We start from the raw sequence: 26,732 nt of genomic DNA on the forward strand, positions 1-26,732 counted from the left end.
GGTTTTGGCGACTCGCAGCGGGACGACCGTAAGCGGATACGCCGGTGGCGCGACGGACGGTTGTCCATCGCGCCACCGAAAGGGGTGAACAGTCGTAACTTTCCCGTCCCCGTAGCGTTCTGTCGCGCTATGAGGATGATCGGTTACGCGGAGTCAGGCTGCGGCCAGTTCCTTGCGGGCCGCCCGGCGCACCGTCGCGAGCGCCGGATCGAGCGCGGGTACGGCGGCGAGGAGCTGCTTGGTATATGGATCCTGCGGCGCCCCGTAGACCTCGTCGACGCTGCCCTGTTCGACGATCCGACCCTGCCGCATCACCGCGACCCGGTCGCTGACCTGCCGGACGACGGCCAGGTCATGGGCGATGAAGACCAGCCCGAGCCCCAGTTCCCGCTGGAGTTCTGCGAGGAGTGCGGTGACCTGCGCCTGGGTGGTGACATCGAGCGCGGAGACCGGTTCGTCGCAGACGATCAGCTCGGGGCCGGCGGCGAGTGCGCGGGCGATGCCGACGCGCTGGCGCTGTCCGCCGCTGAATTCGTGCGGGTAGCGGTCGTACCGGTCGGGGTCGAGCCCGACGCGTTCCAGCAGTTCCTGGACACGACTCCGGATCCCGGTGTCGTCGAGCACGCCCGCGGCGCGCAGCGGATCGGCGACGGATTCGCCGATCGAGCGGCGCGGGTTGAGCGAGGCGACGGGGTCCTGGAAGACCATCTGGAGCTCGCGCCGGTACGGCCGCAGTGCCTTGTCGGACAGGGAGCCGATCTCCGCACCTCCGTAGCGGAGGCTGCCCCCGGTCGGGTCGAGGAGGCGCACGAGCATCCGGCCGAGCGTCGTCTTGCCGCTGCCGCTCTCGCCGACGATGCCGAGTGTCTCGCCGCGGTGGACGGTGAGGGAGACGCCGTCCACGGCGATGACCCGGCCGCTGCCGCGCCCGAATTCGCGCCGCAGGCCGACGGCTTCGAGCAGCGGCTCGCCACCGCCCGCATCCCGCGGCGCCGGGACCGGCACCGGCACCGGGCCCTTCACGTCCGGTGCCGCAGCCGGCGTCGCCCGCTTCGCGTCCACCCGCGGCACTGCGGAGAGGAGTTCGCGCGTGTACGGCCGGCGGGGCGCACCGAGCGCGTCGGCGACCGGCCCGCTCTCCACCTCCCGGCCCGACTGCATGACCAGCACGTCGTCGACGCTCTCCGCCGCGACGCCCACGTCATGGGTGACCAGCAGCAGTCCCATGCCGGTTTCGTGGCGCAGGTGGTGCAGCAGGTCGAGGATCTGGGCCTGGACGGTGACGTCCAGCGCGGTCGTCGGTTCGTCGGCGATCAGCAGCTGCGGCTCGCAGGCGAGCGCCATCGCGATGAGGGCCCGCTGCCGCATCCCGCCGGAGAACTCGTGCGGCCGGGACCGGGAACGCCGTGCCGCGTCGGGGATGCCGACCCGGTCGAGGACCTCCACGGCCCGCGCCCGCGCCGCCCGCCGTGAGGCACGCGTGTGGACCCGGTACACCTCGGCGATCTGGTCGCCGACCGCGTAGTACGGATCCAGGGACGACAGCGGGTCCTGGAAGACCATCGCGGCCCTCGCCCCGCGCAGGGCCCGCAGTTCCGCGTCCGTCGCGGCCTGTACATCCACGCCCGCGACCCGGATCGAGCCACCGACGGTGGCTCCTGTCCCCCGGTGCAGTCCGAGCAGGGCGTACGCCGACGCGCTCTTGCCGGAGCCGGACTCACCGACGACACCGAGCGCGGCGCCCGCCTCCAGCGTGAAGGAGAGTCCGTCCACGGCCCGGGCGCCCGCCGCACCGTCGAAGGAGATCGTCAGATCGGAGACCTCGACGAGGCTCATGACAGCACCACCCGACGGTCGGCCATCGCCTGCAGGATGTCCGCGACGGCATTGGCAAGGACGACGAAGAAGCCGGTGACGAGCACCAGGCCGACGACGACCGGAAGGTCGACGTTCTTCACGGCGTCGACGAGTTCACGTCCGACGCCGGGGATGTTGAACAGCGATTCGGTGAGGACGGCGCCGCCGAACATCGAGCCGATGTCCAGCGCGCCGAGCGCGATCACGGGGCCGAGTGCGCCGCGCAGCGCATGCCGTCCGACGAGGCCGCGCTCGCTCACCCCGTATGCGCGGAAGGTGCGCACATGGTCCTCGGCGAGGGTCTCCAGCATGGACGACCGGGTCATCCGGGCGTACGGAGCGGCGGAGATCAGCGCCAGCGAGACCCAGGGCAGCAGCAGGTTCCAGGCCCACTGCTCCGGGTTCTCGGTGAGCGGTACGTAGTCGGGGAACGGCAGCAGTTGCAGCGCCGAGCAGAACACGATGATCAGCAGCAGACCGACGACGAAGACCGGTGTGGCCATGCCGGCCAGGGTCAGTCCGGTGAGGATCCGCTCGGTCGCCCGGCCGCGCCGCCACACCGAGAGCAGTCCGGTGCCGACGCCGAGCAGGATCCACAGCACGAAGGCGCCGATGGCGAGCGAGGCGGTGGCCGGGAGCTTGGTGAGGATCATCTGGGTGACCTGCTGGTCGTCCTGGTAGGAGCGGCCGAGGCAGGGGGCCTGGCAGTGCAGGATCCCGGTGCCGGTCGAGTAGTCGCGGCCGACGAAGATCCCCTGGAGGAAGTGCGCGTACTGCACGTACAGCGGGTCGCCGAGCCGGAGCTGGTCGCTGACCTGCGCCACCTGGGCGGGTGAGCAGCGCGGCCCGCAGGCGATCTGTGCGACGTTGCCCGGGGCGACGTAGAACGCGGCGTAGACGACGACGCTGAGGGCGAGGAGCACGAACAGCGCCCCGCCGAGGCGCCGCAGCAGGAACCGGGTCATCCTCCGGCCTCCTTCTTGCGTCCGGTGCCGATCCGCAGCCGCGAGGCGACACGCGGGTCGAGTGCGTTGCGTACACCTTCGCCGAGGACGGTCAGCGCCAGCACGGTGATGAAGATGAGCAGGGCGGGGATCAGCAGATAGGTGGGCGCCGCCTGGTACCAGGTGTCGGCGTCGCTGAGCATCTGTCCCCAGGACGGCGTGGGCGGCTTGATGCCGACGCCGAGGAAGGACAGCGCCGCTTCGACGACGATGTTGCCCGGGAAGAGCAGCACGGCGTACGTGATGACGGGTGCGGCGAGCGCGGGCAGCAGTTCGCGCCGGGCGATCCGCAGGCCGCCCCAGCCGCTGAGCCGGGCGGCCGCCACATGGTCGAGCGACTTCAGCGCGAGGGTCTGGGCGCGCACGATCTTGGAGATGCCGGACCAGCCGACCAGCCCGACGATCGCGGCGATCAGCACCGGGCGCGGGAAGTCGGCGGGGACGACGGCGAGCGCGCCGAGCGCGATCACCATGACGGGCAGGGCGACGACGATGTCGGTGACGCGGCTGAGCGCCTGGTCGACGAACCGGTTGCCGAGTCCGGCGGCGAGACCGACGACCACGCCGATGATCACCTGGAGCAGGGTCGCGGCCAGCGCGACGCCGAGCGAGACCCGCGCCCCGTACACGACGCGGGCGAACAGGTCGCGGCCGGTGAGCGGTTCGACGCCGAGCCAGTGCTCGGCGCTGATGCCGCCGAACGATCCCAGCGGTACGCCGCCGGTGGCGGAGTCGACGAGGTTCGCGTGGTACGTGGTGGGGTCCTGGCCCTCGATGCCCGCCAGCAGCGGCGCGGCCAGCGCGACCAGGACCAGCAGGGCGACGACGACGGCCGCCACGACGGCGGAGCGCCGTGCGCGCAGCCGCCGGCGGAACGAGGAGGCCCCGGAGGCGGGGGCCGCCGCAGCGGCGCCCGCCTCCTTGACCAGCAGTGCTTCGGCCATGGTTACTTGACCGCGACCTGCGAGATGTCGAGCACGCCGGTCCAGTCGCTGATGACGACGTTCTTGACGGCCTCGCCGTACAGACGCTTGTAGACCGGGTGGAACAGCGGCACGGTCACCGCCTGCTCACCGATCTTCTTGTCGAGTGCGCCCCAGCGCTTCGCGGCCGCACTCAGGTCGGTCAGCTTGTTGATCTCGTCGACCTCCTTGTTGACGGAGGCGTCGTCGAGCTGGGAGGCGTTGAAGTTGTAGCCGTTCTTGACGATCTGGCGTCCGTCGAAGATCGGTGCGAGGAACGGACCGCCGGACGGCCAGTCGGCGCCCCAGCCGGTGAGGAAGAAGCCGGGCTCGCTCTTCACGTTGTAGATCTTGTCCGAGTAGGCGTTGCCCTCCAGGCCCTCCAGCTCGACCGTGATCCCGGCCTTCTTCAGCGCCTCCTGGATCGCGGTGGCGATCTCCGGGCTGGTGGCGAAGTTCTTCTCGTTGGAGTGCGTGAGCGTGATGGTCAGGCCCTTGGCGTAACCGGCCTCCTTCAGCAGTTCCTTGGCCTTGGCCGCGTTGCCGGTCCGGCCGGCCGGGAAGGCGTCGTACGCGCTGTAGCCGAAGGACGGCTGCTCCGGAAGGAAGGTGGTGGCGGGCTCGGCGAGCGAGGAGCCACCGGCCGCGTTGATGACCGAGGTGCGGTCGACGGCGTACGAGATCGCCTGGCGCACCTTCGGGTTGTCGAACGGCTTCACCTTCGGGTTGAAGGCGATGTAGTTCGTGTAGCCGAAGTGGCCGGTGCCGACACGGGAGGCGAGCTTCTTGTCGCCGGTGACCTTGGCGAGCTCGGCCGGCCCGAGGTTGGTGTCGGTGGTGACGGCGGCGGCGTCGGCGCCCCGGGAGGCGGAGAGCCGCTGGTTGATGACGGCGGAGTCGAGTCCGGAGCGTACGTCGATCCGGTCCGGGTACGCCTTGCGCTCCTCGTCGGTGGCGGCCGACCAGAACGTGTTGCGCTCCAGGACGAGGCGCTCGCCGTCGCCCTCGTTTTTGACGACCTTGTACGGACCCGAGGAGATCGGATGGTTCTCGTACTTCGTGCCGGTGTCCTTGGCCTTCGGCACCGGGGTCGTCTGGGTCTGCGTCGCCAGGTAGGGGAACTCGCCCTCCGGCTTGTTGAGGTGGAAGACGATCGTCTTCGCGTCGGGCGTCTCGATCGAGGCGAGGCCCTTCTTGTCCTTGTAGGGGCCCTGGTAGTCGGCGCCGCCGATCAGCCAATCGCGCAGATAGGGCGCACCGCCGGAGAGTTCGGCGGCGAAGGAGCGCTCGATGCCGTACTTGATGTCGGCGCTCGTGATCGCTGTGCCGTCCTCGTACTTCAGGCCGTCCTTGAGCGTGTACGTCCAGACGGTGGCGTTCTTGCTGGGCGTGCCCAGGTCGGTCGCCAGGTCGGGCACGACCTTCGCGCCGGCCGCGCCGTCCTCCCGGTTGCGGGTGGTCAGCGTACGGAAGACCAGGGACGGGACGTTGCCGCCACCGGAGGTGTACAGCCGCGCGGGGTCGAAGTCCTCCTGCGCGTTGCTGTTGAGGACGGTGAGCGTGCCGCCCTTGGCGGGCTTGCCCGCAGCGCCGGAGCCGGCGTCGCTGCCCTTGGTGTCCTGGGGCCCGCACGCGGCGGCGCCCGAACCCACGACGAGAACCACGACGGCCGCTGCCACGCGGCGCGATATGACGGACGGTTGACGCATCGGAAGATGACCTCTCGGAGTACTGCTGACGGAAGAAGGCTGAACGAGGATCCGTGCAGGCAGCAGCGAGGGTGCGGGGTGGGACAAACGGTCCGGGATCAGAATGAACCGGACCGGGACACCGAAACTGCCGCGCCTGCGGACGGAGTACGCCCGGCGCGGCAGTCGGGAAGAGCCGTTCCCTGCGGGACACAGGGCTCGGAAAAGGGGGTCGACGCGCGCTCAGGCAGACGTCAGCAACAGTGAATGTCGGCGACGCTGTGCCCGGTCACACCGATGAGCGCCAGCTCTATGGCTGCGCGTTCGAAGGTGACGGGGCTGCGTGACATGCCGAGAAATATGCGCGACGACACCCTTGATGTCAACGCGGAATGAGACAGCCGTCCCACATGTCGGACACCCTCACCGAGGGCCGGACACCCGGCCTCATCGCGGCATCGGCCGGGAGGCGGCCGACGGGAGCCGACGGGCGGTCCGACCGGACTCAACTGCTCGGATACACCCAGGCGTTGGGGCGGCACTTGATGCCGTCGATATCGAGAGACTTGGTCTGCTGCTGCATCACGGGAGCCAGTGCACCCGAAGTGCGGCAGCTCACATGATTGTGACCCAGCCGGTGGCCGACCTCGTGGTTGATCAGCATCTGGCGGTAGGAGAAGAGCTTCTTCGGGCCGAACGTCGATGATCCCTGCGCCCAGCGATAGGCGTTGATCATCACGCGCTCGGTCGCCGCCGAATCGCACGACACATTGTCTTCGGTCGTATCGAGACCCGACTTCTCGCACCAGTCACCGGTGGTCCCCGGGCTGGCCAGAGTGATCACGAAATCCGGATCGCCCGAGGAGATCCGCTCGAAAGTCATGACGCCGTCGTGCGCCCAGCTGCGGTCGTCATTAAGGGTTCTCTGGACCGCCTCGGCAAAAAGTCCGGCGTCGAGGCCGAGACCTTTCTCGACGTCGATCCGATAGCGATACTTATGCCCCTTGCCCGGAGCCTTCGCCGTTCCCGGAACCGTCTCGAAGCGTCCGGAACCCTTGAGTTCCGGAGCGAGCGGATAGGCCACGGCCATCTTCTGCTCATACGAAAGAGGCACGGCCGCCACCGCTTTCGGCGTCGGCCGGTCGTCCGAACGGGAGGAGGTGCCCTCGCCACCGTCCCGGTCGACGCCCGCGCCGGGTGCGGCCATGCCGACGCGCCCACTGCGGTCATGTGCGACCTGACCGGCCACGACCACCGCGAGCACGGTGGTCACGGCGGCGGCCGCGACACCGGTGAAGGTGCGCCCCCTACTGCTCCTGGTGACCGGCGGAGTCCCGGCGCCGCCGGGGGGCGGCTGCTCCTCCCCGTCGCCGACCGCGGTGAACGGGTCGGCCGGCGGGGCGGACGGAGCACGAGGAGCGGGTGGCGCGGGCGGTGCGTCGAAGGCGTCGACGAACTCCCGTCGCGGACCCGGTATCAGCGACCGCGTACCGGCCGCGGGCTGCCGATCCGACATCCCCTGCGGTATCGGCCGGGCTGTGGGCCGAGGCATCTGCGACTTCCCGGGCCGCAGCCCCGGCCCGCCCGGCCGCCCCGGAGCCTGCTCACCGAACACCGGCTGCGGTCCGGCCCCCCAGCCACCCCCCGGCTCGCGCTGCTCGGGATGGCCACCACGCACTTGCGGGACCCCCTGGAACGGGGTGTGCCCGTCCGCGCCGGGCGGTACTCCGGCCACCCTCCTGCGTCGTCCGCTGCCGGGCTCCGGCCGGGTCGCCTCACGAGCGCCACCCCGGTCCGCCGCTCCGGAATCGATATCTCGTTCGCCGGCTTGGGGCCCTTTTCGGCTATGTCGTCCCACGCCCCGGATCAGCTCCCGCCGCATTCATCGAGCAGTTCCCGGAACGCCTGGGCGACCGCTTCCGGGTACTCCATCATCGCTACGTGCCCGGCGTCGGGCAGTGTCAGCAGCCGCGAATCGCGGAAGGCCGCGGACGCTCTGCGTGCCATCCGGTACGAGACGAGCTGGTCCCGTCCGCCGTACACGAGCTGGGTCGGTACGAGCACACGCTCGGCCTGGCGCCACAGTCCGTGCTGCCCGCCCAGCGTGTACGCATCGACGATGCCACGCGCCGAGCGCGCCATCGCATCCCAGAAGTACGGCAGTTCCAGCCGTCTCTCCATTTCGGCCACCGCTTCGCGGAGGCCGGCTTCGGAGACGCGTGCCGGATCGCCGTAACAGAGTGCCATGACTCCGCGCGTCCGTTGTTCCGCCGTCATGTCCTTGGTCATCCGGGAGAACAGGGATGCGACCCCCGGAACGGCGAGCAGTCCGGTCGGCACGGCGGGCCACTGCACCCGGATCTCGGGCAGCGCCGGCGAGATGAGGGTGAGCGTCCTCACCAGGTCGGGACGGACGGCCGCGACCCGGGTGGCCACCGCGCCGCCGAGCGAATTACCGAAGAGATGGACGGGACCGCGCTCCCCCGCGTCCAGGAGCCGGATCACCGCGCGGGCGTGCCCGGTGACCGAATAGTTGCCGTCGTCCGGCGGCGGGGAGTCCCCGAAGCCGGGCAGGTCGACCGCCTCGCCGTCCACCACGTCCTGGAGCAGCGGCATCAGCGCCGACCAGTTCTGCGAGGAGCCGCCGAGCCCGTGCACGTAGAGCGCGGGCGGCAGACCGGTCCGCTCCGGCGGCCGGGCGCGGACGTTCAGCGTCAGGCCGGGAAGCGCGACGGAGCGCAGCTCCTCCCCCTCGGCAACCCGGACGGCGCTCACCGTGGGGGCCGCCGCTGCAGCGGCGGCTCGGACTCCCGGCAGCTCGGTCGAAGACATGCGGCAATGTTACGAGACGATCACACCGTGGTTCATGTGTTCGCCGTCACAGATCGCATAGCGCCGTGCCGGGGTAGCTCCTACGCTCGAAGCTAAGGAAGGGAGTCACCATGACGGTCGACCCCAGCGACCCGGAGACCTTCGAGAGAATTCAGCCGGACGAGCCGGACCCGGAGGCACCCGAGGCTGACGCGGCCGAACAGCAGGCCGACCTCCGGCCGAGGAGCGACGATCCGCTCACGGACATCGACCGGGACACCGCAAATGAGGCAGACGCGGCGGAGCAGGCCCGCGTCGTCGCGGAGGACGAGGACGATTACCGCTGATACGTCCCGCTTTGCCGTGCAGGTCGACGAATCTGTGGCTACCGCAGCCGTCCGGTCCGTGAAATTCTGCGTCCGCGCCGCGCGTACCCGGGTTACTCAAAAGTACGATGGCTGTACGGCGCAGCGTGCAGAAAAAGGCTGTGTTCGATCACAATTTTGGGAGGCGGCGTGACAGCCATCGAGCAGACAGAGGCGGCGCGCCCGCGGGGCACTCGCCTGCCTCGCCGCGCCCGACGCAACCAGCTGCTGGGCGCCGCGCAGGAGGTCTTCGTCGCGCAGGGTTACCACTCCGCCGCGATGGACGACATCGCCGAGCGGGCCGGTGTCAGCAAGCCGGTGCTCTACCAGCACTTCCCGGGCAAGCTGGAGCTCTATCTGGCGCTGCTCGACCAGCACTGCGAATCGCTGCTGCAGGCGGTCCGTACCGCGCTGGCGTCGACGACGGACAACAAGCTCCGTGTCGCCGCGACGATGGACGCCTATTTCGCGTACGTCGAGGACGAGGGCGGCGCCTTCCGGCTGGTCTTCGAGTCGGACCTGACGAACGAGCCGGCCGTACGGGAACGGGTCGACCGGGTCTCGCTGCAGTGCGCGGAGGCGATCTCCGACGTCATCGCGGGGGACACGGGGCTCTCCAAGGACGAGTCCATGCTGCTCGCGGTCGGTCTGGGGGGCGTGTCCCAGGTCGTCGCCCGGTACTGGCTGTCCAGCCGGTCGGGGATCCCGCGCGACACGGCGGTACAGCTCCTCACCTCGCTGGCCTGGCGTGGCATCGCCGGGTTCCCCCTGCACGGCATCGATCAGCACTGACGTCCGGTCGGTACTCATCCGTGTCCGCGGTACGTGTTCGCTGCGGGCGTTGCCTGCCGACCTCTGACAGCTCCGCTCACCGGGCTAATGTGTGGTGCGTACGGCGCGGCTCACGCGCATGAGGACTGACCGTCGGAGGGACATAGCCGTGGAGGTCAAGATCGGCGTGCAGCACGCACCCCGGGAGATCGTTCTGGAGAGCGGGCTTTCCGCCGAGGAGGTCGAGAGCGCGGTCGCCGAGGCTCTCACCGGCAAGGCGCAGCTGCTCAGCCTCACGGACGACAAGGGCCGCAAGGTCCTGGTGCCGGCCGACCGGGTCGCCTATGTGGAGATCGGCGAGCCGAGCACGCGGCGGGTGGGGTTCGGCGCGCTGTAGGGACAGAGGTGCAGCAGTGCGAAGCGGCCCGGAGGGGTGTATCCCCTCCGGGCCGCTGCTGCGTTCTGCCGCTGCTCAGCGCCGGTTTCCGCGGTGCGGCACCTGTGCGGAACCTGTCCCCGGGAGGGTTGCGTTCCGCAGCCCACGGGTAGTACGGCCTACGACCGTTTTGCCCTCCCCCATCGCTCTGCGAGCATGGGGGGCACCCCTCCGCAACCCGCGAGGTGATCGTCTGTGATCTGGGAATCCCTCGGCTCCGTCGCGCTCGGACTCGTCCTCTCCTGGGCGGCGCTCCGCTTGCTGCCCGGCCGGCTCCCGTCCGGCCGCGCCGTCTTCGCCACCGGTGCTCTGGGTGCCCTGTTCGGCGCGTATCTGATGCACTCGGTGCTGGGCCCCGGACATGTCCTGCCCACTCTGATCGGCGCGGCGCTGATCGGCGCGGTGACGCTGTCGCTGCTGATCCGCCCGCGCAGCCGCCGCCTGAGCCGATCAGCGGCGGCCTGAGCGGGCCCGTCGGCGGTCGGTCTGTCAGGCAGCCAGTCCGAGCGCGGCCATCCGCTTGGTGTGCGCCTCGGTGATCCGCGAGAACATCCGGCCGACCTCGGCCAGGTCGAACCCGTCCGCCACGCCGCCCACCAGCATCGTCGACAGCGCGTCGCGGTCGGCGACCACCCGCTGGGCCTGGGAGAGCGCCTCACCCATCAGCCGCCGGGCCCACAGCGCGAGCCGGCCGCCGACCCGCGGGTCGGCCTCGATCGCCGCGCGCACCTTCTCGACGGCGAAGTTGCCGTGGCCCGTGTCGTCCAGCACGGCGAGGACGAGCGAGCGGGTGTCCGAGTCGAGGCGGGCGGCGACCTCACGGTAGAAGTCACTGGCGATCGAGTCGCCGACGTACGCCTTGACCAGACCCTCCAGCCAGTCCGACGGGGCGGTCTGGCGGTGGAAGTCGTCGAGCGCCTTGGCGAACGGCTCCATGGCCCCGGTCGGCTCGGTCTCGATCGCGGTCAGCCGGTCCGTCAACCGCTCGAAGTGATGGAATTCGGCGGACGCCATCTTTGCCAGCTCCGCCTTGTCGGCCAGCGTCGGCGCGAGTTTTGCGTCCTCGGCGAGCCGCTCGAAGGCCGCCAGCTCCCCGTACGCGAGTGCTCCCAGCAGATCCACGACCGCGGCACGGTACTGCGGCTCAGCGGATGCGGTGGCCCAGTCCTGGGCGGCGATTCCGGTGGGTGCGGGTGCTTCAGTGGCGTTGTCAGGCGTCTCCATGAACCGCAGAATAGCCCGCCCGTCGAAGGATGGAAGGGCCTGGTCAGCCGGTGCCATCACACCGTTCCGATGAATTCGCCCAACACACATGCGCGAATCCGGGGTACAGTGGTATTGCGGTTACTGAGTATTTTGGATGTACCGGTGACGCGAAATTGAATGAGGATGCCCGGTCGGTGGCCCGATCGGCTCCGACCCGACAGCCCTCCACGCGGGGCGTACACCATGTACGACCGCAGATGAGGGGCCCCCTCAGCGGCACGAGCGCTCGAGCGACGGCAGTGGTCCCGCGCCACCCGGCCCATCCACGGCCGGATGACCAACCCCGGCACGGTACGACCCCCAGCGTTCGCCTCGGACCGCGTCTCACAGAAGAGGCAGCACCCTGACTACGTTCCGAGACCTCGGGATTCTTCCCGAGACGGCCGAGGCCCTTGAGGCCGTCGGCATTGTGTCCCCCTTTCCCATCCAGGAGATGACGCTCCCCGTCGCACTCTCCGGCTCCGACGTGATCGGACAGGCCAAGACCGGTACCGGCAAGACGCTCGGTTTCGGTCTTCCGCTGCTGGAGCGCGTCACCGTCCCCGCGGACGTCGAGGCGGGCCGGGCCAAGCCCGAGCAGCTGACCGAGGCGCCGCAGGCGCTGGTCGTCGTCCCCACGCGTGAGCTCTGTCAGCAGGTCACCAACGACCTGCTGACCGCCGGCAAGGTGCGTAACGTCCGCGTTCTCGCGATCTACGGCGGCCGTGCGTACGAGCCGCAGGTCGAGGCCCTGAAGAAGGGCGTCGACGTGATCGTCGGCACCCCGGGCCGCCTGCTCGACCTGGCCGGCCAGCGCAAGCTCGACCTGTCGCACGTGCGTGCCCTCGTCCTCGACGAGGCCGACGAGATGCTCGACCTGGGCTTCCTGCCCGACGTCGAGCGGATCATCACCATGCTGCCGCCGACCCGCCAGACGATGCTGTTCTCGGCGACCATGCCGGGTGCGGTCATCGGCCTCGCGCGGCGTTACATGTCGCAGCCGACGCACATCCGCGCCACCTCGCCCGACGACGAGGGCGCGACCGTCGCCAACATCTCGCAGCACGTCTTCCGTGCCCACTCCATGGACAAGCCGGAGATGGTCTCGCGGATACTGCAGGCCAACGGCCGTGGGCTGGCGATGATCTTCTGCCGCACCAAGCGGACGGCAGCCGACATCGCCGAGCAGCTGGAGAAGCGCGGTTTCGCGTCCGGCGCGGTCCATGGCGACCTCGGCCAGGGCGCCCGTGAGCAGGCGCTGCGCGCCTTCCGCAACGGCAAGGTGGACGTGCTCGTCTGCACCGATGTCGCGGCCCGCGGTATCGACGTCGAGGGCGTCACGCACGTCATCAACTACCAGTCGCCGGAGGACGAGAAGACCTACCTCCACCGCATCGGCCGGACCGGCCGTGCGGGCGCCAAGGGCATCGCGATCACGCTGGTCGACTGGGACGACATCCCGCGCTGGCAGCTGATCAACAAGGCCCTGGACCTGAAGTTCAACGACCCGGTCGAGACGTACTCCACGTCGCCGCACCTGTTCGAGGAGCTCGACATCCCGGCCGGCACCAAGGGTGTCCTGCCGCGCGCCGAGCGGACCCGTGCGGGTCTGCGGGCCGAGGAGATCGAGGACCTGGGCGAGACGGGCGGCCGCGGCCGCAAGTCGTCCGCGCCGTCGGCTCCTGCGGTACGGGAGGAGCGGGCGCCGCGTACGCCGCGTCAGCGTCGTCGTACACGGGGCGGATCCGCGCTCACGGAGGGCACTGCTGCCGCGGTGCCGTCGCCGGCCACGGAGCCCGCGCAGGCTGCGGTGGCCGCGCCCGCCGCCGACGCCCCGGTGGAGCCGCGCACGCCGCGCCGCCGTCGCCGTACGCGGGTCGCGGTCCCGGATGTCGCGGCCGAGGCCGCAGTGGCCCTGGCGGAGGCTCCGGCCGTCGTCGGGACACCGGCAGTCGAAGCGGAGGCCGAGGCCAAGCCGCGTCGCCGTCGGGCCCGCACCGTCACCAAGCCTGCGGACGAGGTCGACTTCCAGATCGCACCCATGGCCGAGCCGGTGGTGGAGGCGAAGACGGTGACGAAGCCGCGGCGCCGAGCCCGGATCGTCGCCAAGCCGGCCGAGGACGAGGTCGACTTCCAGATCGCGCCGATCGCCGAGCCCGAGCCGGAGAGGCCGCGTCGGCGGACGCGGGCCGCGGCGAAGCCGAAGGCGGAGACCGTGGTGGAGGTTCCGGTCGCGGAGGGCGAGGCCAAGCCGCGGAGGCGGCGGGCGCCGCGTACTGCGGCCAGGACCGAGGGCTGAGCACACGCCGATGGTGTTCGGGGCTCCGCCCCGGACCCCGCTCCTCGATTGCCGGAGGGGCTTGATCGTGCCGGACGGGCTTGAGGACATCCTCAGGCCCGTCCGGCGTTTGAGGACGCAGTCGGCCCGTCCGGTGTGTGAGGACATAGCCTCGTGTCATGAGTCGGCCGCCCACCTTCATCCCGCCCTCCTGCACCCGCGCCCACGCGCTGCCCACCGCGCGCGGGGCCTTCGCCGTGCTGGATGCCTCGCCGCCCACCGAGCCGCGCGGCACCGCCCTTCTGCTGCCCGGATACATGGGCAGCAAGGAGGACTTCATCGCGCTCCTCGAACCGCTCTCCGCCGCCGGCTACCGCATCGTCGCCGTCGACGGGCGCGGGCAGTACGAGACAGATGGCACGGACCGTCAGGAAGCCTATGAGCAAAGCGAGTTGGCTTGTGACGTGCTCGCGCAGGCCGACGCACTCGGTGGCTCCGTGCATCTTCTCGGCCACTCGCTCGGCGGGCAGATCGCCCGCGCCGCCGTGCTGCTCGACGCCTCGCCGTTCCGTTCGCTGACGCTGATGTCCTCCGGCCCCGCCCAGGTGGTCGAGGCTCAGCAGCTCAAGGTGAAGATGCTCAGCGACGCGCTCACGACGCTGAGCATGGCCGAGGTGTGGGACGCGATGCGCGCCCTCGACCCGCCCGAGGACGCGGCGGCAGCGGACGGCGAGGGGCTGCGCCGGCGCTGGCTGCGCCACCGTCCCGCCCAGCTGATCGCCACCGGGCGGCAGCTGGCGACGGAGCCGGACCGGGTGGCCGAACTCGCCACCGTACCGCTGCCCGTCCATGTGCTCTCCGGCGAGCGCGACGACACCTGGCCGGTGCCGTTGCTCGACGAGATGGCGCAGCGGCTCGGCGCGCACCGCAGCCGGATCGCGGGCGCCGAGCACTCCCCGAACACGGACCGCCCGGAGCAGACCGCTGCCGCGCTGGCCGCCTTCTGGGACGGCGTGTAAGGGCCGTCCCGCACTCCCTGGCGGAACAGCGCGCGGCGTCGGATGCGGTGCATCGCACGGCGGAGGGGCGTCCGCATACGGGATGTATTCGGACGTTCCGACAACGCGGCGAGGTGCCGTGGCTGTCGTCGTGCGCCCGTCAGGAATGACGGGACAGCCCTTGGCTCAGTACTGCGCCTGCAGGTGCTGCCAGAAGCCGTCGCGCAGCGCCCGGCGCAGATGGGCGTGGCCGCGCAGCGAGTGCTGGAGCAGCCGTTCGGCCTCGACCAGCAGGTCCTGGTCCACGGAGCCCGGCAGGTAGGGGTGTCCGGGCAGCAGGTCGGCGAGGGCGTCGCGGCCTCGGGCGGAGAGCCAGGTGGCGGCGATCTGCGCACCGACGAAGCGGACGTCCTCGCGGGAGGGGGCCGGGGTGTCGTCCTCGTACGTGGTGACGGGGCGTCTGGTGACATACGGGCGGCAGAAGTCCAGGTCGAAGGTGCGCTGGCTGTCGACCTCCCAGAGCAGCGGTTCGGCCTGGTTGCGCCCTTCGCCCGCCTCGATGCCCCAGAGGTGGACCCGGGCCCCGTACCCCTGCGCCGCCTCGACCGCGGACACCAGGTCCTCGTCGCCGCCGACGAGCGCCGCGTCGCTGATCGCGCGGTGCCGGGCGAGGGATTCGAGGTCGGTGCGGATGAGTGAGTCGACGCCCTTCTGCTGGTTGTTGGCGTTGAGGTTGCCGAGTCTGACCTTGACGTCGGGAAGTTCGGCGATGGACTGCTGCTCGACTGTGTGGATCCTGCGCCTGGCCCCGTCGTACCAGTACACGCGCAGAAGTCTGCTGTCCGCGAAGATGGTGCGGGCCTTGTCGATGAAGGCCTCGATCAGCCCTTCCGCGTCGAGATCGAAGGAGCGCCGGTCCTCCGTGCCGGTGACGAGCAGCCCGGCCGCGGCGTACACATAGCCCGCGTCCACGAAGATCGCGTGGGTCGAGGGGGTTTTGGACACCTCGGCGAGCATGCGCTGAAGCAGCTCGTTGGTGAGGTCCAGGCGTTCGCCGATCTGCGCCTCGTTCATGCGGACCTCATTGTCCGCGCACGGCCGATTTCCCGCTGGTACTTAGACATCCAAAAAATTTCCTTAGCGTAGGGAATGTTTGCCGGTGGCAAGCCGTTGTACACCCTGTGGAGCGCGGGACGCCGATGTCCGACGCTCCACATCCTTGCGGACGGGTCACCCGTCCTCCCAGTAGTTCTCCAGCAGGAGGATCAGACGAAGGGAAGCCTTATGCGCTTCGAGATCATGCGACTCGACGATGTCGACGGTACCGCCGTGGACAGCACCGTCGTGGACGCCGCCTCCGTCAACCGGATCGTGCAGCAGGCCGCTTCGATAGGCCAGCGCATCTATATCCGCCCGGCCGAGAACTCGGCTTCGTAACGCCTCACCGACGTACAAAGACGAAGCGCCCCCGCACGGACGGTCCGTATGGGGGCGCCGTGGTGTCCGGGTCGGCGTCAGGAGTTCTGGATGACCTGGGTGACTCCGTTGATGATCTGCTGCACGGCGATGGCCGAGAGCATCATTCCCGCGAGCCTCGTCACCAGGACGACCCCGCCGTCCTTGATCACGCGGATGATCAGCAACGAGTAGCGCATGGTCAGCCAGAGCACGAGGTGCATGGCGACGATCGCCGTCCAGACCGAGACCTGACTCCCGAAACTGTCGGCGTGCTGCACCGCAAGGATCACCGAGACGATCGCGCCGGGGCCGGCGAGCAGCGGCATTCCCAGCGGCACGAGCGCGACGTTGACATCCTTCGTCTGCGTCGGTTCGTCGGTCTTGCCGGTCAGCAGATCGAGTGCGATCAGCAGCAGGAGGAGCCCGCCCGCGATCATCAGGGCGGGGACGGAGACATGCAGATAGTCGAGGATCTGCTGGCCGAGCAGACCGAAGACGGCTATTACACCGAAGGCGACGGCAACCGCCTGGAGCGCCATCCTGCGCTGCATCTTGGCGGGCCGCCCGGCGGTGAGGGCGAGGAAGATCGGGGTGATTCCGGGTGGATCCATAATCACAAAAAGCGTGAGAAATAGGGATCCGAAGACAGCAACGTCGAACACAGTGAGGCCTTGCGAGAAGAGAGCGGGTCGAGACGGGACGTGCGCAGTCCGCAGCCGTGAGCGGCCGGGCGTGCGAGAAGAGGTGAAGAGGGGCGAGAGGCGCGGACAGGCGCTTACGCGGTGCGGGGCCCGCCGGCGCCCGGCACCGGGAAGGCTCCTGTGGCGCGCCGAGTGATCTCGCCGTAGATCTCCGGGTCGGTGGTGTACTCGCCGAGCTGTACGGTCTTCCGGCTGCCGTGGTAGTCGCTGGAGCCGGTGGCGAGCAGCCCCAGTTCCTTGGCGAGCCCGCGCAGCCGGGCCCTGGTCGGCTCGTCGTGGTCCATGTGGTCGACCTCGATGCCGTCGAGGCCCGCGGCGGCGAGCCGCGCGATGGCCGCCTCGGGCACCACTTCGCCGCGCTTGACGGCGAACGGGTGGGCGAAGACGGTGACACCACCGGCGGCCTTGACCAGCCGGATCGCGTCGAACGGGTCGAGCTCGTGCTTCCGTGCGTAGGCGCGTCCGCCGTCCGCGAGCCACTCGGGCGTGAAGGCGTCCGAGACCGTCTCGACGACGCCGAGCTCGACGAGTGCGGTGGCGATGTGCGGCCTGCCGACCGAGCCGCCCCCCGCGATCCGGGCGACCTGCTGCCACTCGACCGGGACGCCGAGCTCCTGGAGCTTGCGGACCATGGTCTGTGCGCGCGGCACCCGGTCGTCCCGTACCAGCTCGCGTTCGCGTGCTAGTTCCGGCTCGTCGGGGTCGAAGAGGTACGCGAGCATGTGCAGCCCCACACCGTCGACCCGGCAGGAGAGCTCGGCGCCGGTGACGAGGGTGAGACCCTCGGGGAGCGCGGCAATCGCCTCGGCATGGCCGCGGGCGGTGTCGTGGTCGGTGAGGGCGACGACATCGAGGCCCGCGGCGGCGGCGTTCCGCACCAGCTCCGCGGGGCTGTCCGTGCCGTCCGAGGCGGTGGAGTGGGTGTGCAGGTCGATGCGCACGACGCGTACTCCAGTGCTCGCAGCCGGACAGGGGGGACGCCCAAGGATAACCGGCATTCGAACAGCGCCCGGCCGGTCACGACGACGACCGGGCGCGCGTCCGGCGGTCAGGGCCGGTCGAGCAGCCGTGGCGTGAGCGCCCCGCACGGCACGAGTTCGGCCTCCGCCCCGGCCTCGCGCAGATCGGCCAGTATCAGTTCGTCGTACATCAGCAGCCCGGACTGCTCGGGCCAGACGATCGCCCAGAGCCAGAGCCCGCGCGCCTCACCGGCGAAGACCGCCCGGTCCTCGGGGGCGCCCTTGACGTGCCAGAGCGAGGTGGGGCGCCCGGCGGCGAGCACCTTGGCGTCGGGAGGTCCGTCGACGTTGAGGTACGGGCCGGGGTCGGGGCCGTCGATCCCGGCGTAGCGCGCACCGAGTCCGACCCCCAGCTCCTCGGCGACGAGCAGCAGCTCACCCATACCGCCGAGTGGACCGGGCCCCGAGCAGGCGACGACGGTGGCGCGGCCGCCGCTGCGGTCGTCGCCCGCGTACGAGACACCGGTGAACAGCCAGCCGACGGGCAGCGGCCAGGGCATCCACACCGGCACCTGGGCGCGGGCCACCACCACCCCGAGCGCCTCGACGCTGGGCGGGGTCACCGGCTGCAGCGGATACACGGCGCCATGCACCGCGCACTGCCAGGTATCGGCGAAAAGACCGGGCGCCCTGACCCGGCCTCCGCACTTCGGGCAACTGGGTTCGCCCCTCATAGCGACCAACGGTCCTCCCCGGCTGTCGCCGCGTCAAGGACGATCACCCGTCCGCAGCGTGGCTCCCACCAGGGGCATTAGATGTAACTTGCAATCATTAGCCTCTCTAATTTATTCTGTGCATAACTCATCGATCTAGTGGAGAGCGAGAAGACCCATGCAGGGAGAGGATCCGTTCGATCAAGGAGCGGGCAGCATCCTGCGCCAGCCGAAGGCCGTCTGGGCCACCGCGGGCGCCTCTGTTGTCGCATTCATGGGAATCGGGCTGGTGGACCCGATCCTGCCGTCCATCGCCAAGGGGCTCGAGGCGACGCCCAGCCAGGTGTCCCTGCTCTTCACCTCGTACTTCCTGATCACCGCGGTCGCGATGCTCGTCACCGGCTTCGTCTCCAGCCGGATCGGCGGCCGCAAGACCCTCCTGACCGGTCTCGCGCTCGTCGTCGTCTTCGCCGCACTCTCCGGCACCTCGTCGTCCGTGGCGGAACTCGTCGGGTTCCGGGCCGGCTGGGGCCTCGGCAACGCGCTCTTCGTCTCGACCGCGCTCGCCGTGATCGTCGGCGCGGCGGCGGGCGGCAGTTCGGCGGCGATCCTGCTGTACGAATCGGCACTCGGCCTCGGCATGGCGTGCGGGCCACTGCTCGGCGCGCTGCTCGGCGACGCCAGCTGGCGCTATCCGTTCTTCGGCACCGCGGCCCTGATGGCGATCGGCTTCATCTGCATCACGGCGTTCCTGAAGGAACAGCCGAAGCCCGCCCGCAAGACCTCACTGCTCGACCCGGTCAAAGCGCTCGGCCACGGCGGCCTCGCCTCCGTCGCGACCTCGGCGTTCTTCTACAACTACGCGTTCTTCACGATCCTGGCGTTCACGCCGTTCGTGCTGAACATGACGCCGTACAAGTCCGGAGCGGTCTTCTTCGCCTGGGGTCTGCTGCTCGCCGTCTTCTCGGTGCTCGTCGCGCCCCGGCTGCAGAAGCGCCTCGGCTCGCTCATGGTGCTCGGCGCCTCACTGGTGCTGCTCGCCGCCGACCTGCTGATCCTCGGCTACGGCAACCACACCACGGCCATCGTCTGCACGATCGTCTCCGGCGCCTTCATCGGCATGAACAACACCGTCTACACGGAGCTGGCGCTCGGCGTCTCGGACGCGCCGCGCCCGGTGGCGAGCGCGGGTTACAACTTCGTCCGCTGGTTCGCCGCGGCAGCCGCCCCGTACCTCGCCCCGAAGATCGAGGAATGGAGCAACATCCACATCCCGTTCGTGGTCGCCGCGGTCGCGGCCGTCGTCGGCGCGGTCGTCGTCTGGGTCCGGCGCACGGCACTGACCCATGAGGCGCAGGAGCTGGAGCCGAAGCACGCCACTGAGGACGGCGTCACCGCCTTCGCCAACTGACTCTTGCGCGAACCCTGTTCCGCCCCGCCCGCGGCTCCCCCTCCTGGCCGTGCGGCGGGGCCTTCCCCGGTACGTATGGCGTTCGTCTCAGTCCAGGGTCACGGAGGTACGCAGCGGATCCCGCAGATCCGTCCCGTGCGACAACCACCGTTCCTGGAGCTCCTGCGCCCCGCGGACCCGCTTCCACGCCGCCTCGTTGGGCGTCATCGGCAGCAGCGGCAGGAACCGTACCGGCTCCATCGGCCCGCCCGTCTCCCGGCCACCGCCCCCCACGGAGCCGCTGCGCGGCGCAGGCTCATTCAGTTCCAGGTCCTCGACCAGCCCGCCCGGCTCGGCGACCAGTACGGAGCTGAACGGCGCCCCGGGCCACAGCGGTTCACCCAGGTCCAGCGAGGCGCCGGGAGCCACGATCAACCCCTCGACCTGCGGGGAGGCCGCCAGCACGGCCAGTCCGCGGAGCACCTTGTCGGTGTCGGCGAGCCCGGCCCGCACGGAGAGGACGAGCTCGGCGCGCGGCCCCTTCACCGGGTCCGCGAGGGCCGCGGTCGGATCGGACATCGGCTGGGCGGACATGCCGAGCGTGGCGTAGCGCACCACATCGCCGTCGATGAAACGGAGTACCTCGATCCGGTCCGTACCGAGAAACGTCACCGCGGCGCGCGCGTCCGGTTCACCGAGAGCCGTACGGAGCCGGGACTCGACCAGAGCAAGAATTTCTTCCATGCTGCGAGCATAGGACGCGTATGGAACGGGCAAAGTAAGGGATTGGCCCGGAGGCGGCTGATAGTCTTGGCCGCTGGTCGGGACAGCACGCAGAAGCGTCGCTCTCAGTCCCGACAACACGTCATCCCCCACGGGGGACCGGCTGGAGGAGGTGGGGCTGCAATGGATCGAAGTCGATCGTGCAGTACCAACCGCTCTTCCGCCCCACACCCTTCTTCGGTGATCTGACGCCTCCCCCGTCAGGAACCAGGGCGTTGCGCACGACGGAAGAGCACTCCTTTTTTGCCTGTCTGTAGCGAACGCCGTCATCGCGCCGCCGCGGTGCCGCCCGCTTTGCGGATGTGAGCACACGTCCCCATTCCGGGCTGTTCCACGCGCCCGACGACGGCCCTCCGTGAAGGAGCCAGCCATGTCGATGATCCGTGACCTGCGCGCTGCCGTGCGCCCGTCCCTGCGCAAGACCAACGCCCTGCACAACAGCTACGACACCACCCGTGACCCGTCCGCCTCCAGCGCGGTCGTCGACTGCGCGGTCTACCGCGACGGACGCCGCGTGGAGAGCGCCGGCTGCCTGACCCCGCACGAGGCGATGCTTCGGGTGCGCGAGGACGGCGGCTTCGCCTGGATCGGCCTGCACGAGCCGACCGAGGAGGAATTCGCCGGGATCGCCCGGGAGTTCGGCCTCCACCCGCTCGCCGTCGAGGACGCCGTCCACGCCCACCAGCGGCCCAAGCTGGAGCGGTACGACGACACGCTCTTCACCGTCTTCAAGACCATCCACTACGTCGAGCACGCCGAGCTCACCGCGACCAGTGAGGTCGTCGAGACCGGTGAGGTGATGTGCTTCACCGGCCGGGACTTCGTCATCACCGTCCGGCACGGCGGACACGGCTCGCTGCGGGCGCTGCGCCACCGGCTGCAGGACGACCCGGAGCTGCTCGCCAAGGGACCTTCGGCGGTCCTGCACTCCATCGCCGACCATGTCGTCGACGGCTACATCGCCGTGGCCGGCGCCGTCCAGGACGACATCGACGAGGTGGAGATCGAGGTCTTCTCCACCCCCGCGAAGGGCAGCCCGCGCGGCTCGGACGCAAGCCGGATCTACCAGCTGAAGCGTGAGGTCCTGGAGTTCAAGCGGGCCGTCTCCCCGCTGCTGCGGCCCATGCAGCTGCTCAGCGAGCGGCCGATGCGGCTGGTCGATCCGGACATCCAGAAGTACTTCCGGGACGTCGCCGACCACCTGGCACGGGTGCACGAAGAGGTCATCGGCTTCGACGAACTGCTGAACTCGATCCTGCAGGCCAACCTGGCGCAGGCAACCGTCGCGCAGAACGAGGACATGCGCAAGATCACGTCCTGGGCGGCCATCATCGCCGTACCGACGATGATCTGTGGCGTCTACGGCATGAACTTCAAGCACATGCCGGAGCTGCGGTGGACGTACGGCTATCCGATGGTGATGGGCGTCATCGGGGTCGTCTGCTTCTCCATCCACCGCTCGCTCAAGCGCAACGGCTGGCTCTAATACAGTTGACGGCATGACTGCTGCTGCCGCTGACTCGCTGCTCGGACCGGCCCTCGTCGAGGAGGCCACCAAGAAGTCCGGCCTGATCTGGGTACGGGGCACCGGGCCCGCGCGGGCGCTGTGGCACGTATGGCACGAAGGCGCGGCCCATCTCGTCGGGGACGGCCCCGGCGAGCAGCCGCTCCCGGCCGGTCTCGCCGACGGGTCCGCCGCCGAAGTGACCGTGCGCAGCAAGGACAAGGGCGGCCGGCTGATCGCCTGGACCGCCGCCGTGACGGAGCTCGCGCCGCACTCCGAGGAGTGGGAGGCGGCGGTCGCCGAACTCAAGGGCAAGCGGCTGAACGCGCCGGACGCCGAGCAGATGACCGAGCGCTGGGCGCGCACGTGCCGGGTGCTGCGGCTGACGCCCGGCGAATCCCGTACGGAGCTGCCGGACACCTCGCACGCGGCGGCGCCGCTGCCGACCCCGGCGACCACCCGCCGTCCCGTCCCGGACGCGCTCCCGCGGTTGCTGCTGAAGCGCCGCCGCCAAGGGCCGGCCCGTCATCCCTGACGGGCGCACGACGACAGCTACGGCGCCTCGCCGCGTTGTCGGAACGTCCGAATGCGTCCAGCATGCGGACGCCCCTCCGCCCTGCGACGTACCGCATCCGACGCCGCACGCCGTTCCGCCAGGGATGACGGGGCGGCCCTTGGGGTCTTTCGTTCATGCAGGGTTCGTGGGGTCCGGCACGCACGTCTGCCGCGGCGTCACGAGGTCGACCTGGGGAGCTGCTGCCCGTAGTCGACGGTGTCCTCCTTGGCCGGGGCCTCCAGCGTGAAGTCCTTGCCCCAGTCGGCGAGCGTGATGGTGCCCCCGCCGCCGCCACGGGCGAACCGCAGCGGATAGGGCGTGCCCTTCAGCGAGACGTCGAGCGCCCCGCCCTCGCCCTTGCCGCCCAGGATCTGGATGGTGCGGACGGAGCCGACCTTGCCGCGGTCGCCCTTGTTGACCTTGCCGTGCAGTGTGAGCATCCCGTCGAGCAGGGTCTTCATGTCCGTGAAGCCGCGCAGCTGCTTGTACGTCGGGTCGTCCTGCGGGACCTTCACATACTTGTCCTGGAGCTTGTCCCCCGCCGCCGCGCCGGAATCACTGCTCTGCTTGTCCTTCTCCTCATGGCTCCAGAAGCCGGAGTCGGCCTTCAGATAGACCTCGTCACCGATCCGCAGCAACTCGAACGTGCTGGTCCTCGAGGTGACGGAGCCCGTGCCGCCGTCCGCCTTGAGCCGCATGTTGAGCTTGTACGTGCCGCCCTTGCTGACCAGTGTCCCGGCCAGCCGCACCGCGTCCGCGGAGTCGGCCGCCGCCTGCGCCTTCTTCTCGATCCGGGCCGCCGAGAGTCTGCCGATGCCGTTGGTCCCCTTGTCCGGATCCTCGTCGCCGCACCCCGTCAGGGCTGCGGTCAGCCCCGCACAGAGCACGACGGCAAGAGCGGTCCGGCGGCGGGTCCGGACGGGCGGGACAAAAGAGGTCACTGGCGCACTGCCTCTCATCTGCATGTCGGGGGCTGGCAGACCGCAGCGTACCCGTGTCGCCCACGCCGTCCGGCGCAGAGCCGTACGGACTGCTCACCGGGCCGACCCGGAGCGGTACGGGCTAGCCTGATCCCGTCATAACGGTGAAAATCACCCTTGAATGGACCGGCCCCTCTCCACGGGACGGAAGGAGGCGCAGAGCATGGCGGCAGGTGTCCCCCGGGTCTTCGTCTCGCACCTCTCCGGTGTGCCGGTCTTCGACCCCAACGGGGACCAGGTGGGCCGGGTCCGTGATCTGGTCGCGATGCTGCGGGTCGGCGGCCGGCCGCCCCGGCTGCTCGGTCTGGTCGTCGAGGTGCTCAGCCGCCGCCGCATCTTCCTCCCGATGACCCGGGTGACGGGTATCGAGTCCGGTCAGGTCATCACCACCGGCGTGGTCAACATGCGGCGCTTCGAACAGCGGCCCACCGAACGCCTGGTGCTCGGCGAGTTCCTCGACCGGCGGGTCCGCCTCGTGGAGACCGGCGAGGAGGTCACCATCCTCGATGTCTCCGTGTCGCAGCTCCCGGCCCGCCGCGACTGGGAGATCGACAAGTACTTCGTACGCAAGGGCAAGGGCGGGGCACTGCGGCGCAAGGGCGAGGCCCTGACGGTCGAATGGTCGGCGGTCAGCGGATTCTCACTGGAGGAGGACGGGCAGGGCGCCGAATCACTGGTCGCCACGTTCGAGCAGCTCCGGCCGACCGACGTGGCCAACGCGCTGCACCATCTGTCGCCGAAGCGTCGGGCCGAGGTCGCGGCCGCGCTCGACGACGACCGGCTCGCCGACGTCCTGGAGGAGCTGCCCGAGGACGACCAGGTGGAGATCATCGGCAAGCTCCAGGAGGATCGCGCCGCCGATGTCCTGGAGGCCATGGACCCGGACGACGCGGCCGACCTGCTCTCCGAACTGCCCGAGGCGGACAAGGAACGGCTGCTGACCCTGATGCGGCCGGACGACGCGGCGGATGTGCGGCGCCTCATGTCGTACGAGGAGCGGACCGCGGGCGGTCTGATGACCACCGAGCCGATCATTCTGCGGCCGGACGCGACGGTCGCCGACGCACTCGCGCGGGTCCGGCAGGCGGATCTGTCCCCGGCGCTCGCCGCCCAGGTGTACGTGTGCCGCTCCCCCGACGAGACACCGACCGGCAAGTACCTGGGCACCGTGCACTTTCAGCGGCTGCTGCGGGATCCGCCGTACGCCCTGGTCAGCTCGATCGTCGACAGCGATCTCGTCCCCCTCACACCCGACACTCCGCTGCCGGACGTGACGAGCTATCTGGCCGCGTACAACCTGGTCTCCGTGCCGGTCGTGGACGAGAGCGGATCACTGCTCGGCGCGGTGACCGTCGACGACGTCCTCGACCACCTGCTGCCCGAGGACTGGCGGGAGACCGACCTCCACGGTGGGGAGGAGATCGCGCGTGGCCGGTGAGGACCGCTCGAAGGGGGCGCCGGCGGGAGCCTCGGGCATCGCGCGCCCACCCCGTTCCCGGCTGGACCAGCCGAAGTCCCCGCGTCGTCGGCTGCTGCCCGAATACGACCCCGAGTCGTTCGGCCGGCTCTCCGAACGGATCGCCCGCTTCCTGGGCACCTGGCGCTTCATCGCCTGGATGACACTGGTCATCATCGCCTGGGTGCTGTGGAACGCCTTCGCACCCGTGGGGTGGCGGTTCGACGGTTACCCGTTCATCTTCCTGACTCTGGTCCTGTCGCTCCAGGCCTCGTACGCGGCCCCGCTGATCCTTCTCGCGCAGAACCGGCAGGCCGACCGCGACCGGGTCACCTACGAGCAGGACCGTAAGCAGAGCGAGCGCTCCATCGCGGATACCGAGTACCTCACGCGGGAGATCGCGTCGCTGCGGATGGGTCTCGGCGAGGTCGCCACGCGCGACTGGATCCGCTCCGAACTGGAAGACCTCGCGCGGGACCTGCACGACCAGCAGGCCCTGTACCCGGCCGAGAGTGACGAAGACCGCTGACGGGGGCTACTCACGCGTAGCGGCAGGCGCCGTAACATCGTCGGTATGGCTACCGAAGACGCGGTGCGCGAAGCACTGGCGACAGTGAACGACCCGGAGATCCACCGACCGATCACCGAACTCGGCATGGTCAAGTCGGTCGAGATCGCGGCTGACGGTGCGGTCGCTGTCACGGTGTATCTCACTGTCTCCGGCTGCCCGATGCGCGAGACCATCACCAAGAACGTGACCGACGCGGTGGCGAAGGTCGAAGGCGTCACACGGGTCGACGTCACGCTCGACGTGATGAGCGACGAACAGCGCAAGGAGCTCACGTCGTCGCTGCGCGGCGGTACGGCGGAACGCGAGGTGCCGTTCGCCAAGCCCGGCTCGCTGACCCGGGTGTACGCGGTGGCGTCCGGCAAGGGCGGCGTCGGCAAGTCGTCGGTGACGGTGAACCTGGCGGCGGCGATGGCGGCCGACGGCCTCAAGGTCGGCGTCGTGGACGCGGACATCTACGGGCACAGCGTGCCGCGGATGCTCGGCGCCGACGGCAGGCCGACCCAGGTCGAGAACATGATCATGCCGCCGTCGGCGCACGGCGTGAAGGTCATCTCGATCGGCATGTTCACCCCGGGCAACGCCCCGGTGGTGTGGCGCGGACCGATGCTGCACCGCGCACTGCAGCAGTTCCTCGCGGATGTGTACTGGGGCGACCTGGACGTCCTGCTGCTCGACCTGCCGCCGGGCACCGGTGACATCGCGATCTCCGTGGCCCAGCTCGTGCCGAACGCCGAGATCCTCGTCGTCACGACCCCGCAGATGGCCGCGGCCGAGGTGGCCGAGCGGGCCGGCTCGATCGCCGTGCAGACCCACCAGAAAATCGTCGGCGTGGTCGAGAACATGTCGGGCCTGCCGTGCCCGCACTGCGACGAGATGGTCGACGTGTTCGGCACCGGTGGCGGCCAGAAGGTGGCCGAGGGCCTGACCAGGACGGTCGGCGCGGAGGTCCCGGTGCTCGGCTCCATTCCGATCGACGTACGCCTGCGCGAGGGCGGCGACGAGGGCAAGCCGGTGGTCCTCTCGGACCCGGACTCCCCGGCCGGCAAGGCCCTGCGCACGATCGCCGACAGGCTGGGTGGCCGCCGGCGCGGTCTGTCGGGCATGTCGCTGGGCATCACCCCGCGCAACAAGTTCTGAACCGCGGCCCCCTGACGGGGCCACAACACAGCCGCCGGGCAGGGCATCAGGCCCCGCCCGGCGGCACTGTCGGTCCCGTTCGGCGAGCGATCCCACGGCGCGCGGCGGC

Annotated in this window: 27 protein-coding genes; 13 read left to right on the forward strand and 14 right to left on the reverse strand. The window is 70.0% G+C overall.

Annotated elements, in window-relative coordinates; translation table 11 throughout:
• Nucleotides 1–153: 153 nt before the first annotated feature.
• The 7 genes from OG395_RS21915 to OG395_RS21945 all read right to left on the reverse strand — a co-directional run bounded on the left by OG395_RS21915 (nt 154) and on the right by OG395_RS21945 (nt 8,343).
• Nucleotides 154–1,836, reverse strand: coding sequence for an ABC transporter ATP-binding protein (locus OG395_RS21915; protein WP_327244474.1), 1,683 nt, complete (start codon nt 1,834–1,836; stop codon nt 154–156).
• Nucleotides 1,833–2,822 (reverse strand): ABC transporter permease, encoded by a 990-nt coding sequence (locus OG395_RS21920; RefSeq protein ID WP_327244475.1) that lies wholly within the window; start codon nt 2,820–2,822, stop codon nt 1,833–1,835. Before OG395_RS21920 ends, OG395_RS21915 begins: the two co-directional genes overlap by 4 nt.
• The gene (locus tag OG395_RS21925; RefSeq protein WP_327244476.1) at nt 2,819–3,805 is read right to left on the reverse strand and encodes an ABC transporter permease; all 987 of its coding nucleotides are present in this window, start codon (nt 3,803–3,805) and stop codon (nt 2,819–2,821) included. The genes OG395_RS21920 and OG395_RS21925 overlap by 4 nt, the downstream gene beginning before the upstream one ends.
• A gap of 2 nt (nt 3,806–3,807) precedes the next feature.
• Nucleotides 3,808–5,532, reverse strand: coding sequence for an ABC transporter substrate-binding protein (locus tag OG395_RS21930; protein WP_327244477.1), 1,725 nt, complete (start codon nt 5,530–5,532; stop codon nt 3,808–3,810).
• 233 nt (nt 5,533–5,765) lie between these two features.
• On the reverse strand, nt 5,766–5,861 hold the full coding sequence (locus tag OG395_RS21935; RefSeq protein ID WP_323135872.1) for an Ms4533A family Cys-rich leader peptide: 96 nt from the start codon (nt 5,859–5,861) through the stop codon (nt 5,766–5,768).
• A 155-nt stretch (nt 5,862–6,016) separates the two neighbouring features.
• The gene (locus tag OG395_RS21940) at nt 6,017–7,393 is read right to left on the reverse strand and encodes a DUF3152 domain-containing protein (protein ID WP_327244478.1); all 1,377 of its coding nucleotides are present in this window, start codon (nt 7,391–7,393) and stop codon (nt 6,017–6,019) included.
• Nucleotides 7,378–8,343, reverse strand: a complete 966-nt coding sequence (locus OG395_RS21945) for an alpha/beta fold hydrolase (RefSeq protein ID WP_327244479.1) — start codon at nt 8,341–8,343, stop codon at nt 7,378–7,380. The genes OG395_RS21940 and OG395_RS21945 overlap by 16 nt, the downstream gene beginning before the upstream one ends.
• A 110-nt stretch (nt 8,344–8,453) precedes the next feature.
• Here OG395_RS21945 and OG395_RS21950 point away from each other — a divergent pair, with 110 nt between their 5' ends.
• From OG395_RS21950 to OG395_RS21965, 4 genes are all read left to right on the forward strand, one after another.
• Nucleotides 8,454–8,669, forward strand: a complete 216-nt coding sequence (locus OG395_RS21950; protein ID WP_266981793.1) for a hypothetical protein — start codon at nt 8,454–8,456, stop codon at nt 8,667–8,669.
• A gap of 168 nt (nt 8,670–8,837) precedes the next feature.
• On the forward strand, nt 8,838–9,479 hold the full coding sequence (locus OG395_RS21955) for a TetR/AcrR family transcriptional regulator (protein WP_266981795.1): 642 nt from the start codon (nt 8,838–8,840) through the stop codon (nt 9,477–9,479).
• Between the two features lie 148 nt (nt 9,480–9,627).
• Entirely contained in the window at nt 9,628–9,855 is a 228-nt protein-coding gene (locus tag OG395_RS21960) for a DUF3107 domain-containing protein (RefSeq protein ID WP_030915442.1), read from the forward strand.
• A 234-nt stretch (nt 9,856–10,089) separates the two neighbouring features.
• Nucleotides 10,090–10,359: a hypothetical protein gene (locus OG395_RS21965; protein WP_327244480.1), complete on the forward strand. Its 270-nt coding sequence runs from the start codon at nt 10,090–10,092 to the stop codon at nt 10,357–10,359.
• A 24-nt stretch (nt 10,360–10,383) separates the two neighbouring features.
• Here the strand turns inward: OG395_RS21965 and OG395_RS21970 are convergent, their stop codons facing one another.
• On the reverse strand, nt 10,384–11,118 hold the full coding sequence (locus tag OG395_RS21970) for a ferritin-like fold-containing protein (protein WP_266981799.1): 735 nt from the start codon (nt 11,116–11,118) through the stop codon (nt 10,384–10,386).
• 475 nt (nt 11,119–11,593) lie between these two features.
• Between OG395_RS21970 and OG395_RS21975 the strand changes: the two genes are divergently transcribed.
• Both OG395_RS21975 and OG395_RS21980 read left to right on the forward strand, forming a co-directional pair.
• Entirely contained in the window at nt 11,594–13,438 is a 1,845-nt protein-coding gene (locus OG395_RS21975) for a DEAD/DEAH box helicase (RefSeq protein ID WP_327244481.1), read from the forward strand.
• 158 nt (nt 13,439–13,596) lie between these two features.
• Nucleotides 13,597–14,436, forward strand: a complete 840-nt coding sequence (locus OG395_RS21980; RefSeq protein WP_327244482.1) for an alpha/beta fold hydrolase — start codon at nt 13,597–13,599, stop codon at nt 14,434–14,436.
• A 165-nt stretch (nt 14,437–14,601) separates the two neighbouring features.
• On the opposite strand, the gene OG395_RS21985 is transcribed toward OG395_RS21980, so the two are convergent.
• Nucleotides 14,602–15,489 (reverse strand): NYN domain-containing protein, encoded by an 888-nt coding sequence (locus OG395_RS21985; RefSeq protein WP_327244483.1) that lies wholly within the window; start codon nt 15,487–15,489, stop codon nt 14,602–14,604.
• A 210-nt stretch (nt 15,490–15,699) separates the two neighbouring features.
• Here OG395_RS21985 and OG395_RS21990 point away from each other — a divergent pair, with 210 nt between their 5' ends.
• Complete coding sequence (locus OG395_RS21990) at nt 15,700–15,852, forward strand: hypothetical protein (RefSeq protein WP_167747282.1); 153 nt, start codon at nt 15,700–15,702, stop codon at nt 15,850–15,852.
• Nucleotides 15,853–15,929: 77 nt separating this feature from the next.
• Here the strand turns inward: OG395_RS21990 and OG395_RS21995 are convergent, their stop codons facing one another.
• The 3 genes from OG395_RS21995 to OG395_RS22005 all read right to left on the reverse strand — a co-directional run bounded on the left by OG395_RS21995 (nt 15,930) and on the right by OG395_RS22005 (nt 18,267).
• Nucleotides 15,930–16,535: a MarC family protein gene (locus tag OG395_RS21995; protein ID WP_327244484.1), complete on the reverse strand. Its 606-nt coding sequence runs from the start codon at nt 16,533–16,535 to the stop codon at nt 15,930–15,932.
• A 113-nt stretch (nt 16,536–16,648) separates the two neighbouring features.
• Nucleotides 16,649–17,515: a PHP domain-containing protein gene (locus OG395_RS22000; protein ID WP_327244485.1), complete on the reverse strand. Its 867-nt coding sequence runs from the start codon at nt 17,513–17,515 to the stop codon at nt 16,649–16,651.
• A 107-nt stretch (nt 17,516–17,622) separates the two neighbouring features.
• Nucleotides 17,623–18,267, reverse strand: a complete 645-nt coding sequence (locus OG395_RS22005; protein WP_327244486.1) for a DUF6758 family protein — start codon at nt 18,265–18,267, stop codon at nt 17,623–17,625.
• Between the two features lie 157 nt (nt 18,268–18,424).
• Between OG395_RS22005 and OG395_RS22010 the strand changes: the two genes are divergently transcribed.
• Nucleotides 18,425–19,657, forward strand: a complete 1,233-nt coding sequence (locus OG395_RS22010) for an MFS transporter (RefSeq protein ID WP_327244487.1) — start codon at nt 18,425–18,427, stop codon at nt 19,655–19,657.
• Nucleotides 19,658–19,744: 87 nt separating this feature from the next.
• On the opposite strand, the gene OG395_RS22015 is transcribed toward OG395_RS22010, so the two are convergent.
• Nucleotides 19,745–20,380 (reverse strand): suppressor of fused domain protein, encoded by a 636-nt coding sequence (locus OG395_RS22015; RefSeq protein ID WP_327244488.1) that lies wholly within the window; start codon nt 20,378–20,380, stop codon nt 19,745–19,747.
• A 409-nt stretch (nt 20,381–20,789) separates the two neighbouring features.
• Between OG395_RS22015 and OG395_RS22020 the strand changes: the two genes are divergently transcribed.
• The gene (locus tag OG395_RS22020) at nt 20,790–21,905 is read left to right on the forward strand and encodes a magnesium and cobalt transport protein CorA (RefSeq protein WP_327244489.1); all 1,116 of its coding nucleotides are present in this window, start codon (nt 20,790–20,792) and stop codon (nt 21,903–21,905) included.
• Between the two features lie 13 nt (nt 21,906–21,918).
• Nucleotides 21,919–22,458: a hypothetical protein gene (locus OG395_RS22025; protein WP_327244490.1), complete on the forward strand. Its 540-nt coding sequence runs from the start codon at nt 21,919–21,921 to the stop codon at nt 22,456–22,458.
• Between the two features lie 197 nt (nt 22,459–22,655).
• Here the strand turns inward: OG395_RS22025 and OG395_RS22030 are convergent, their stop codons facing one another.
• Nucleotides 22,656–23,420: a hypothetical protein gene (locus tag OG395_RS22030; protein ID WP_327244491.1), complete on the reverse strand. Its 765-nt coding sequence runs from the start codon at nt 23,418–23,420 to the stop codon at nt 22,656–22,658.
• Between the two features lie 202 nt (nt 23,421–23,622).
• Between OG395_RS22030 and OG395_RS22035 the strand changes: the two genes are divergently transcribed.
• From OG395_RS22035 to OG395_RS22045, 3 genes are read left to right on the forward strand one after another with little or no spacing between them, the layout of a single operon-like run.
• A complete protein-coding gene (locus tag OG395_RS22035; protein ID WP_327244492.1) occupies nt 23,623–24,897 on the forward strand; it encodes a magnesium transporter MgtE N-terminal domain-containing protein in 1,275 nt (424 codons plus the stop codon).
• Complete coding sequence (locus OG395_RS22040) at nt 24,887–25,444, forward strand: DUF1003 domain-containing protein (protein ID WP_327244493.1); 558 nt, start codon at nt 24,887–24,889, stop codon at nt 25,442–25,444. The genes OG395_RS22035 and OG395_RS22040 overlap by 11 nt, the downstream gene beginning before the upstream one ends.
• A 45-nt stretch (nt 25,445–25,489) precedes the next feature.
• Entirely contained in the window at nt 25,490–26,623 is a 1,134-nt protein-coding gene (locus tag OG395_RS22045; RefSeq protein ID WP_266981827.1) for an Mrp/NBP35 family ATP-binding protein, read from the forward strand.
• Nucleotides 26,624–26,732 lie beyond the last annotated feature (109 nt).

Origin of the sequence: Streptomyces sp. NBC_01320 (assembly GCF_035974375.1) — a bacterium.
In the GTDB taxonomy this organism is placed as follows: Bacteria; Actinomycetota; Actinomycetes; order Streptomycetales; family Streptomycetaceae; genus Streptomyces; species Streptomyces yanii.